The 9,605-nt window shown below is 71.1% G+C and carries 8 protein-coding genes and 1 pseudogene; 2 read left to right on the top strand and 7 right to left on the bottom strand.

Annotation, left to right across the window (positions count from 1 at the left end):
* The 3 genes and pseudogenes from GTW43_RS12285 to GTW43_RS12275 all read right to left on the bottom strand — a co-directional run.
* Positions 1 to 237 (bottom strand): annotated as a pseudogene (locus GTW43_RS12285) (hypothetical protein); the annotation flags it as partial.
* Between the two features lie 227 nt (positions 238 to 464).
* Complete coding sequence (locus GTW43_RS12280; protein WP_161301689.1) at positions 465 to 1,370, bottom strand: tRNA (adenine-N1)-methyltransferase; 906 nt, start codon at positions 1,368 to 1,370, stop codon at positions 465 to 467.
* A 50-nt stretch (positions 1,371 to 1,420) separates the two neighbouring features.
* Positions 1,421 to 2,968, bottom strand: coding sequence for a site-2 protease family protein (locus tag GTW43_RS12275; RefSeq protein ID WP_161301688.1), 1,548 nt, complete (start codon positions 2,966 to 2,968; stop codon positions 1,421 to 1,423).
* 179 nt (positions 2,969 to 3,147) lie between these two features.
* Between GTW43_RS12275 and GTW43_RS12270 the strand changes: the two genes are divergently transcribed.
* Complete coding sequence (locus GTW43_RS12270) at positions 3,148 to 4,005, top strand: RecB family exonuclease (RefSeq protein WP_161301687.1); 858 nt, start codon at positions 3,148 to 3,150, stop codon at positions 4,003 to 4,005.
* A 38-nt stretch (positions 4,006 to 4,043) separates the two neighbouring features.
* Positions 4,044 to 4,715 (top strand): response regulator transcription factor, encoded by a 672-nt coding sequence (locus tag GTW43_RS12265; RefSeq protein ID WP_161301686.1) that lies wholly within the window; start codon positions 4,044 to 4,046, stop codon positions 4,713 to 4,715.
* A 114-nt stretch (positions 4,716 to 4,829) separates the two neighbouring features.
* Here GTW43_RS12265 and GTW43_RS12260 read toward each other — a convergent pair whose 3' ends face one another.
* From GTW43_RS12260 to GTW43_RS12245, 4 genes are all read right to left on the bottom strand, one after another.
* Positions 4,830 to 6,401 carry an ABC transporter substrate-binding protein gene (locus GTW43_RS12260; protein WP_161301690.1) on the bottom strand — a complete coding sequence of 524 codons (1,572 nt, stop codon included), beginning with the start codon at positions 6,399 to 6,401 and terminating at the stop codon, positions 4,830 to 4,832.
* Positions 6,402 to 6,489: 88 nt separating this feature from the next.
* The gene (locus tag GTW43_RS12255) at positions 6,490 to 8,097 is read right to left on the bottom strand and encodes an ABC transporter substrate-binding protein (RefSeq protein ID WP_161301685.1); all 1,608 of its coding nucleotides are present in this window, start codon (positions 8,095 to 8,097) and stop codon (positions 6,490 to 6,492) included.
* A 381-nt stretch (positions 8,098 to 8,478) separates the two neighbouring features.
* Positions 8,479 to 9,174 carry an HAD family phosphatase gene (locus GTW43_RS12250; RefSeq protein ID WP_161301684.1) on the bottom strand — a complete coding sequence of 232 codons (696 nt, stop codon included), beginning with the start codon at positions 9,172 to 9,174 and terminating at the stop codon, positions 8,479 to 8,481.
* 98 nt (positions 9,175 to 9,272) lie between these two features.
* A partial coding sequence (locus tag GTW43_RS12245) for a vitamin B12 dependent-methionine synthase activation domain-containing protein (RefSeq protein ID WP_161301683.1) occupies positions 9,273 to 9,605 on the bottom strand: 333 nt, incomplete at its 5' end.

Here is a 9,605-nt window from a genome sequence, read left to right as displayed (position 1 = left end):
CGTGACCGGGCCGCAGTCGAGCGGGAAGTCGACACGGGCGGGGTCGGGCGGGGCGACGGGGTGCGCCTTGGCGGCGCGCGGCGCGGCGTCCGTCTGCGCGGCGGTGGCGGAGTGCGGCTGCAGGAGGCCGGACACCGCGACGACGGCGGCGACGGCGGCCGCGGTGGCCAGCCAGTGGATGGGACGGGTGGTGGCGTGCGCCAGTTCCGGGATCGTCTGCCGGGGGGGCTGCTGCACGAGGAGTGTCTCCTGTGAGGGCTGTGCCGGAGGGGGTGGCCAGCATCGTGCCACAGGTCACAGTGCAGGGGAACGGCGGGGTCCGCACCTTCTGGGCGGGCTCGCGCCGGACGGATCGTCGTGGTGGTGCTGCCGTGGGGTCAACGTACGGGCGCCGCCGTCGAGTTCCCGTACGGGGCGGGGAACTCGACGGCGGCGCCGATGCGTTGTGAAGGTGTCGCGGAGGGTCAGCGGCCGCGGGCTCCGCCGTCGGCGTTGGGGCCGTCGTAGTCCTCGCCGTAGGCGCCCTTGGCGGGGCGGCGGCGGCGCATGGGCGGCTCGACGCCGTCCGCGAGGCGGCGCGCGGTGAGGAGGAAGCCGGTGTGGCCGATCATCCGGTGGTCGGGGCGGACCGCGAGGCCCTCCACGTGCCAGTTGCGGAGCATCGTCTCCCAGGAGGTCGGCTCGTTGAAGCAGCCGATCTCGCGGATGGACTCGACGGTGCGGGCGAGCTGCGTCGTGGTGGCGACGTAGCAGCACAGGATGCCGCCGGGGACGAGCGCCTTCTTGACGACGTCCAGGCACTCCCAGGGGGCCAGCATGTCGAGGATGACGCGGTCGACGTCACCGTCGGACAGGTTGTCCTGGAGGTCGCCGACGGTGAGCTGCCAGGCGGGGTGCGGGCCGCCGAAGTAGCGCTCGACGTTGCCCTTGGCGATCTCGGCGAAGTCCTCGCGGCGCTCGTAGGAGTGCAGCATGCCGTCGTCGCCGATGGCGCGGAGCAGGAAGCTGCTGAGCGAGCCGGAGCCCACGCCCGCTTCCACGACGCGGGCGCCGGGGAAGATGTCGGCGAAGGCCAGGATCTGCCCCGCGTCCTTGGGGTAGACCACGGCGGCGCCGCGGGGCATGGACAGGACGTAGTCGGGGAGCAGGGGGCGCAGCGCGAGGTAGGCGACGTTTCCGGTGGTGCGGACAACGCTGCCCTCGGGTGCGCCGATCAGCTCGTCGTGCGGGAAGGAACCCTTGTGGGTGTGGAAGTTCTTTCCCTCTTCGAGCGTGAACGTGTAGTGGCGGCCCTTGGGGTCGGTCAGCTGAACCTGGTCCCCGACCTTGAAGGGCCCGCGCCTGCGGGCGGCACCGGTCGGTTCGGACATGTGACCAGCGTACCGGCCCCGGCAGGGGCCGCCGACCACGAGGGGCGGCGTCAGCTGGGCCGGGCCATCGCCTTGACGAAGGCGCGCTCCACGTCGGCGGCGGACAGGACGCCGTAGATGGCGCCGTTGTCCTCGACGACGAGGTACTCGGTGGCGGGCGTGGCGCGCAGGGTGTCGAGGAGGTCCTCGCCGGCCAGCTCGGCGGAGACGCGCATGCCGTCGCTGAGGTCCTGGGCGAGTCCGCTCACGGCCACCCAGGGGCGGCGGTGCTCGGGGACGCCGACGATCGCGGCCTCGCGGACGAGGGAGCGGGGCTCGCCGTCGGCGTCGACGACGACGAGGGCGCGGGCACCCGCCTCGTTGGCCCGGCGCAGGGCCTCGGAGAGCGGGGTGGCGGGCTCGACGGGGACGGCGCGGCGGGTGAGGGAGCGGGCACGCAGCTCGGGCAGGTGCTCGCGCAGCCGGGCCATGCGCAGGCTGTTGCCGGCGCCGGTCCAGATGATCGCGGCGAGGATCGCGGCCAGCAGCGCGTCGAGGACGGTGTCCATGCCGCTGACCTCTTCGGCGTCCGCGCCGAGTGCCCCGGACTGGGTGAGCAGCGGCAGCCCGATGAGGACCGAGACGGCGAGGGCGCGGCCGACCCAGGCGGCGGCGACGGTGCCGCTCATGGGCTTGCCGGTGATCTTCCAGACGACGGCGCGGAGCATGCGGCCGCCGTCGAGGGGCAGACCGGGCAGCAGGTTGAAGATCGCCACGATGAGGTTGGAGATCATCAGGCCGGCGAGCAGGACGCCCGGGACGGTGCCGGGCTCGACGGCCCGCATCCCGAGGTAGAAGACGCCGGCCAGGACGAGCGAGAGCAGCGGCCCGACGAACGCGAGGACGAACTCGCGGCCCGGCGTCTCGGACTCCTTCTCGATCTCCGAGACGCCGCCGAAGAACTGGAGCCGGATGCGGCGGACGGGGAGCTTGAAGCGCAGGGCGGCGACGGTGTGGGCGAGCTCGTGGACCAGCACGGAGGCGTAGAACGCGACCGCGAAGAAGAGGGAGACCAGGTAGCGGGCGGCGCCGAGCTCGGGCAGCACGCGGTCGAGCTGCCCGCCGAACACCCAGGTGATGAGCGCGGCGACGAGGAACCAGCTGGGGGCGACGTACACCGGCACGCCGAACGGCCGTCCCATGAGCAGGCCGCCACGCGGCTCGGGCGGCTTGGCCGGGCCCTTGCGCTGCCCCGAGGTCGCGGCGGCGCGCTCGGGGTGCCGGTCGGCGGGGCCGGCGTGCAGCTCCGCGGGCTCGGGTGTCGGGGCGGACCGGGCGGGCTCGTCGGCGTCGGCGTCGGTGTCGGCATGGGTGTCGGCGTGAGGCGCGACGGGCTCGGGCCGCTCCGGTCCGGGCTGCGCCGACTCGTCCTGCGGGTCGGACCGACCGGAGTCGCCGGCCTGCCCGGAATCCCCGGCCCGCCCGGAGTCGCCGGAGCCGTTGGAGCCGTTGGAGTCGGCGGCGGCCGGGTCCGCGGGGCGGGGGGTGGGGTCGGTATCGCGCCCCGTGGGCGGCGTCGTTCCGCCGGTGCCGGACTGCGGCCGGGCGCTGTCGTCCACGGTGATCCCTCGGTCCCCTCGTTCGAGCGTCTCCCGCCGCGGGGCGGGACGTTCTGGCGTCGATGGTATGCGGACGGCGTCCGGCGGCCCGCGTCGACTCCCCAGGGGCCACGCTACGGGGGACGCCCCCGGACGCGCAGGTGCCTGACTGTCAGTGGCGGCCCGTATGGTCGTGGGTCATGGAGACCAGTGCCCAGTCCACCCCCGCGGCCGCCCGGCCGGCATCGCTCTCGCCGTCGCGCGCGAGCGATTTCATGCAGTGTCCGCTGCTGTACCGGTTCCGGGTGATCGACAAGCTGCCCGAGAAGCCGAGCGAGGCGGCGACGCGGGGCACGCTGGTGCACGCGGTGCTGGAGAGACTGTTCGACGCGCCCGCCGGGGAGCGCACGCCGCCGCAGGCCAAGTCGCTGATCCCGGGTCAGTGGGACCGGTTGCGGGAGAGCCGCCCCGAGCTGGCGGAGCTGTTCGCCGACGACGTCGAGGGCGAGCGGATGACGCGCTGGCTGGGCGAGGCGGAGCGCCTGGTCGAGCGCTGGTTCACGCTCGAGGACCCGACGCGCCTGGAGCCGGCCGACCGGGAGCTGTTCGTCGAGGCGGAGCTGGCCTCGGGGCTGAAGCTGCGCGGGATCATCGACCGCGTGGACGTGGCGCCGACCGGCGAGGTCCGCATCGTCGACTACAAGACGGGCAAGGCCCCCCGCCCCGAGTACGCGGAGGGCGCACTGTTCCAGATGAAGTTCTACGCGCTGGTGGTGTGGCGGCTGAAGGGGATCGTGCCGCGGCGGCTGCAGCTGGTGTATCTGGGCAGCGGTGACGTGCTGACGTACGACCCGGTGGTGGCGGATCTGGAGCGGGTCGAGCACAAGCTGCACGCGCTGTGGGACGCGATCCAGCAGGCGACCGAGTCCGGACAGTGGCGGCCGCGGCCGACGAAGCTGTGCGGTTGGTGCGACCATCAGGCGGTTTGCCCGGAGTTCGGCGGGACTCCCCCGCCATATCCCTTGCAGGTCGGGGTGCCCGAGTCCGAGCGGCCCTAGCAAGGCAGAATGGGCCCGGACTATCGAAGGAGCATTCCGTGGCCATCCGCGTCCTACTGGTCGACGACCAGCCTCTGCTGCGTACGGGTTTCCGGATGATTCTGGAGGCCGAGCAGGACATCGCGGTCGTCGGCGAGGCCGGTGACGGCCTCCAGGCGCTCGACCAGGTGCGGGCGCTGCAGCCCGACGTGGTGCTGATGGACATCCGGATGCCGCGGATGGACGGGGTCGAGGCGACCCGGCAGATCACCGGCCCCGGCCGGGACGGCCCGGCGAAGGTGCTGGTCCTGACGACGTTCGATCTCGACGAGTACGTGGTCGAGGCGCTGCGGGCCGGGGCGAGCGGCTTCCTGCTCAAGGACGCCCCGGCCCACGAGCTGGTGCAGGCGATCCGGGTGGTGGCCGCGGGTGAGGCGATGCTGGCGCCGAGCATCACGCGCCGCCTGCTCGACAAGTACGCGGACCACCTGCCCTCGGGCGAGGAGCCGGTGCCGGACACCCTGCACACCCTCACCGAGCGGGAGGTGGAGGTGCTGAAGCTGGTGGCGCGCGGCCTGTCCAACGCGGAGATCGCCGCCGACCTGTTCGTGAGCGAGACGACCGTGAAGACCCATGTCGGTCACGTGCTGACGAAGCTGGGGCTGCGCGACCGGGTGCAGGCCGCGGTGTACGCGTACGAGAGCGGTCTGGTGCGCCCCGGCGCGCAGTAGGCGGCAGGCCCGGCGTCCAGGCCGACAACAAGCGGCCACACGCGGGAGGGCGGCGGTCACCGGGATCCGGTGGCCGCCGCCCTCGTGTGTCCGCGGGACGCGGGGTGGACCCGCTCAGCCCTTGCTGATCGCCCAGAAGCGGAAGACGGTCGACGCGTCGAGGCAGTTCTCGAGTCCGTAGACGTTGCCGCGAGCGACGGCGTACTGCTTGGCCTGCCACACGGGCAGGATCGGCAGTTCGTCGGCGACGATGTCCTGGAGCTGCTCGTACTGGCGGCTGGTGGAGGACCGGTCGCTCTGTTCACCGGTCTGCGGAATGATCGTCCCGGTGATGGTGCGGTTGGTGTAGTGGTTGTCGAGGACGTTGCCCTTGCCGAAGAACGGCTGGGTGAAGTTGTCCGGGTCCGGGTAGTCGGGCACCCAGCCCTTGACGTAGACGCCGTACTTGCCGGACTTGATGTCGCGCTCGTACTGGGCGAACGCGACGGACTTCACGTCGGCGTCGAACAGACCGCTCGCGTTCAGCTGGGCGGCGACGGCCTTGAGTTCGGCGTCGGTGGCGGGTCCGTAGCGGGCCGGCGTGGACCACAGGGTGAGCTTGACCTTGCCGGTGATGCCGTCGGCGCGCAGGGCCTGGGCCGCCTTGGCGGGCGAGGGCCGGGCGCCGTACGTGTCGAAGAAGGCGGTGTTGTGACCGGTGATGCCCGCCGGGATGATCGAGTACAGGGCGGCGGTCGTGTTGTCGTAGACCTTGTCGATGAGGGCGTCGCGGTCGAGCAGGTAGGCCATGGCCTTGCGGACGGAGAGCCGGCCGGCGACGGGGTCCTTCATGTTGAAGACGAGGTGCTGGACCTCGGCGCTGTTGCCCTCGACGACGTCGATGTCCTCGGAGGACGACTGCTCGATGTCGGCGATGTCCTGGGCGGCGAGGCCGCGGTAGGCGAGGTCGACGTCTCCTGCGAGCAGGGACTTCTTGAGGGCCTTCTGGTCGCCGTGGAAGAACTTCATGGTGACGCCGGAGTTCTTGACCTTGGCGGTGCCCTCGTAGGAGGAGTTGACCGAGAAGGCGGCCTGGTTCTTGCTGTACGAGTCGAGCTTGTAGGGGCCCGAGCCGACGGCCTTGCCGTCCGTGCGGAGCTTGTCGGCGGGGTACTCGCTGTGGTCGACGATGGACCCGGCACCGGAGGCGATCTTGCTGGGGAAGGTCGCGTCGGCGTACTTGAGCTGGAAGACGACGGTGTGCGCGTCGGGGGTCTCGACCTTGTCGAGCATGGGGAACATGATCGCCGGACCGGCGTCGTCGCCGATGGTCATCATGCGGTCGAAGGAGTACTTGACGTCCTTCGAGGTGAGCGCGTCCCCGTTGCTGAACTTCAGCCCCTTGCGGAGCGTGCACGTGTAGACCTTGGTGGCCGCGTTGCTGAAGTGGCACTCCTCGGCGGCTTCCGGGACGGGCTCGGTGCCGCCGTTGGGGAAGCTCAGGAGCGACTGGAAGACGTTGTTGAACAGCAGCCAGGACCCGGGGTCGTAGCCGGAGGCCGGGTCGGTGGCCAGGACGTCGTCGGACATTCCCATGACCACGGAGTCGCCCGAGGCCGCGGAGTCGCCGTTCTCCGAGCCGCAGCCCGCGAGCAGAGCCGCGGCGAGGACCGCTCCGGCGGTGGGGGCGAGCCACTGATTGCGCATTCTCACGTACGTGCCTTGTCGTCGGTCGTGCGAGGAAAAGCGGGGGGCCGGCCGCAGCTCCGGGGCCGGCCCCTCTCGTGCCGGGTGATCAGCCGCTGACGCCGCGGCCCAGTTCCCACAGCTGGAGGACGGAGGAGGCGGACAGCGCCCACTCCACTCCGGTGACGTCGTCGCGGGCGGCGACGTACTGCTTGCCCTGCCACAGCGGGAGGACCGGCACGTCGTCGGCGACGATGTCCTGGATCTGCTCGACGCTCCGGGAGGCGGTCAGGCGGTCGGCCTCGCGGCGCTCGGCCGGGATGAGCTCACCGCGGATACGGCTGTCCGAGTAGGGCGAGTTGAGGAAGTTGCCCTTGTCGAGGAACGGCGCGAGGAAGTTGTCCGCGTCCGGGAAGTCGGGGAACCAGCCCATGCCGTAGACGTCGTACTTGCCCTTGAGCTCGGCGTCGCGGTAGGTCTCCCAGGGCGCGCTCTCGAGCTTGACCTGGAACAGGCCGCTGCTGTCGAGCTGCTTCTTGAGGACCTCGAACTCCTTCTTCATGGCGGGGCCGTAGTGGTCCGTCGTGTAGTGCAGCGTGAGCTTCACCGGGGTGTTGATGTTCGCCCGGTGCAGGATCGACCTGGCCTTGTCCAGGTCCGGGTCGCCGTACTTGTTGAAGAACGAGTTCTGGTGGCCGGTGATGCCGACCGGGACGAGCGAGTAGAGCGGCTCGGCGGTGGTGCCGTAGACGGTCGCGGCGATCTCGCCGCGGTCGACGGTCTGGGCCATGGCCTGGCGGACGGCCTTGTCCTTGACGCTGGCGGCCGCGGTGTTGAAGCCGAGGTAGCGGATCTCCATGCCCGGCATCTCGACCAGGTTCACGTTCTTCGGCGGGTTCGTGCCGTAGGACTTGATCTGCTCCGGCGACATGGTGCGCGTCATCAGGTCGACGTCGCCCTTCTCCAGAGCCGCGCCCATGGCGTCGGCGTCCGTGAAGGAGCGCAGCTCGACCTTGTCGTTCTTCGGCTTCAGCTCACCCTGGTAGTTGGGGTTCTTGGTGAAGACGGTCTTGACGACGGCGTTGTCCTTGACCTCGGCCTTGAGGGTGTAGGGGCCGGAGCCGTCCACCTCGAAGCCCTTGCGCAGGCCGTCCTTCGCGTAGTCGTCGGGGTTGACGATGCCGGCCGTGGGGGTGGCCAGCTTGTACGGGAAGGTCGCGTCCGGGGTGCTGAGGTGGAAGATCACCTCGCGGTCGCCCTGGGTCTCGATCGTGTCGATCGCGGAGAGCAGGCTGTACGAGCCGCTGTTGCTCTTGATCTTGCGGACACGGTCGATGGAGTACTTCACGTCGTCGGCGGTCACCGGGGTGCCGTCCGCGAACTTGAGGTCCTTGCGCAGCTTGCACGCGTACCGCTCGCTGCCGCTGTCGGAGAAGAGGCAGCTCTCGGCGGCTTCCGGGACCGGCTCGCCGCTGCCGCTGCGGGGCATGGCCATCAGGGTCTGCACGGTCTGGCGCAGCACGTTCCAGGACCCCGCGTCGTAGGCGTAGGCCGGGTCGAACGGGGCCGGGACCTTGCCGGAGGCGACGAACCGGTCGGTGGTGCCGACGACGATCGCGTCGCCGTCCTTGCCACCGCTGTCGGCCCCGCCGCACGCTGCGAGCACGGGGGCGAGCAGACCGATCACGGCCGGCAGCACCAAGGTCTTGCGGTTCATGCTCGTACTTCTCCAGAGCTGTCGGTTCCCGTGACCCGGGTGCGAGGGGTGGTGCGCGCGGCACGGGAGGGTTACGGCGATGTTCTCGCGACGACACTAATGCGCTCGCCCGGAGGCGCCGCAGCCGCTCCGCAGGGGCGCCCATCACGCTCTGGAACCGGGTGTGGACACACCGAAAACACCTCAGGAGGAAGGTTCGGCGCAGGGGGCCACCAATCGGGACACAAGGAGACCCCGTGACGACCGGTGGCTCTCGTTCCGGCGCCGGGGCCGGGCGCTGTCGACCCCTTGTCGAGTGGGAAAGGTCACACCCTCAACGGGGCGCGCGGGGGCGCGGATCCAGCCGGTGCGATGACTTCACGCCGTTCTGCGCGCCGTCCTTCAGAGCGTCACCAGTCCGCGCAGAAAGGGAAGGTCGACGTGTTCGAGGGACCGCACGACGGTGCGCCGGGGCGCCGCCTCGATCGGCGCGACGGACGGCACGGCGACGACGTGGCACCCGGCGGCCTCGGCGGCGGCGACACCGGTGGCGGTGTCCTCGATGACCGCGCAGCGGCGCGGGTCGGCGCCCAGTCCGGCGGCGGCGACGAGGTAGGGGTCGGGGTGCGGCTTGGTGCGTTCGACCTCGTCACCGGCGACGGTGAGCCGGAAGTTCTGCCGGCCCAGGGAGTGCAGGACGCGGTCGATGATGCGGCGGTGCGAGGCGGAGACGAGGGCGGCGGGCACCCCGTGCGCGGCGAGCTCGCCGAGGAGTCTGGCGGCGCCGGGCATCAGCGGCAGCGACCGGCTGATGCGGCGTTCGAAACCGTCGTTGAGCAGCACGGTCAGCTCGGGCACGGTGATGTCGGCGCCGGTGGCCTCGATGAGGAAGGCGGCGCTGCGCGTCATGGGGCCGCCGACGACGACTTGGCGCCAGGCGTCGTCGAGGGTGTGGCCGAGGTCGGCGAAGACCGCGACCTCGGCGTCCCACCAGAAGCCCTCGGTGTCGACGAGGGTGCCGTCCATGTCGAGAAGGACGGCCTGGAGGGCGGACCCTTCGGCCGTTCGGGTACCGAGTGCGGGGACCGTACTGGTCATCCGGTAACACCTCCACGAGGGACGAAGAGGCCGGTCCCCCTTCACGAGCGGAAGGGCGACCGGCCTGCGCTGGACCGACCAGTGTACGACCGGTCCGGTCAGCGCGCGTTGAAGTACTTCGCCTCGGGGTGGTGGATGACGATGGCGTCCGTGGACTGCTCCGGGTGCAGCTGGAACTCCTCGCTGAGGTGCACGCCGATCCGCTCGGGCTCCAGGAGCTCGGCGATCTTGGCCCGGTCCTCGAGGTCGGGGCAGGCGCCGTAACCGAGGGAGAAGCGTGCGCCCCGGTACTTCAGGGCGAACATGTCCTCCATCTGCGCCGGGTCCTCGCCGGAGAAGCCGAGCTCGGAGCGGACGCGGGCGTGCCAGTACTCGGCGAGCGCCTCGGCCAACTGGACGGACAGGCCGTGCAGTTCGAGGTAGTCCCGGTA

The sequence above is a fragment of the Streptomyces sp. SID5785 genome (genome assembly GCF_009870065.1).
GTDB lineage: Bacteria > Actinomycetota > Actinomycetes > Streptomycetales > Streptomycetaceae > Streptomyces.
This window is presented reverse-complemented; position numbering and strand designations above follow the sequence as displayed.